This is a genomic window from Massilia sp. P2_C2 (genome assembly GCF_056404615.1).
The window spans coordinates 1-779 of the sequence record NZ_JBFUDR010000654.1; the positions used below are offsets into that span (position 1 = coordinate 1).

The 779-nt window shown below is 71.2% G+C and carries 1 protein-coding gene; it reads right to left on the bottom strand.

Going from position 1 to position 779, the window contains the following annotated elements:
* Window positions 1–779 (bottom strand): hypothetical protein (locus AC1DYX_RS31660; protein ID WP_477266235.1); only part of this gene is annotated, 779 nt, incomplete at both ends.

The window sequence follows — 779 nt, forward strand, 5'->3', positions numbered from 1 at the left end:
TCGTGCGCCCGAGCGCGGCCGGATCGGCCAGGCTGCGGCCATGGCCGATGAATTCCGTGCGGTCGCACGTGAAGGCCACGTGCTCGGCGTCCAGGTGGAAGAACGCGACGCGGCCGGAGAAGTCGGCGTTATAGGCATTGCGGGCGAACAGCGCGCCGCTGACGGGGTCCTGCTCCGTCACCACGTGCAGCGCGGACTTCGCGCGCAGGTCGCCCAGCACCCACTCCACATAGCCCGTGACGGACAGGCGGCGCGCGGCGGCGCTGTCGTTGCGCAGCCGGAGCACGATGTATTTCAGCGGCGCGTCCAGTGCCACATACGTCAGCATCTCGCTGTGGATGCCGTGCGCCGCGTGCTCGAACACGCTGTAGCCGAAGCCGTGGCGCGTGACGTACTCCCCGCCCGACGGCATCGGCAGCGCGGTCGGCGACCAGACCGCGCCCGTCTGCTCGTCGCGCAGGTAGAACGCTTCGCCGCCGCCGGCAGCCACGGGATCGTTGTCCCATGGCGTGAGGCGGAATTCGTGGGCGTTCTGGTTCCAGCTGTACGCCTGGCCGCTTTCCGTCACGACGCTGCCGAACATCGGGCTCGCGAGCACGTTGACCCATGGCGCCGGCGTCGGACGGCCCGGCCCCGTGCGGATGACGTATTCGCAACCGTCCGCACTGAAGCCGCCGATGCCGTTGTCGAGCACGAGCGCCGGCACGGCCAGCGCCGCCGGCACGACGGCCTGCACGGGCGCCGTCGGCACGAACGCCGGCGGCAGCGCGGCCTTGCGC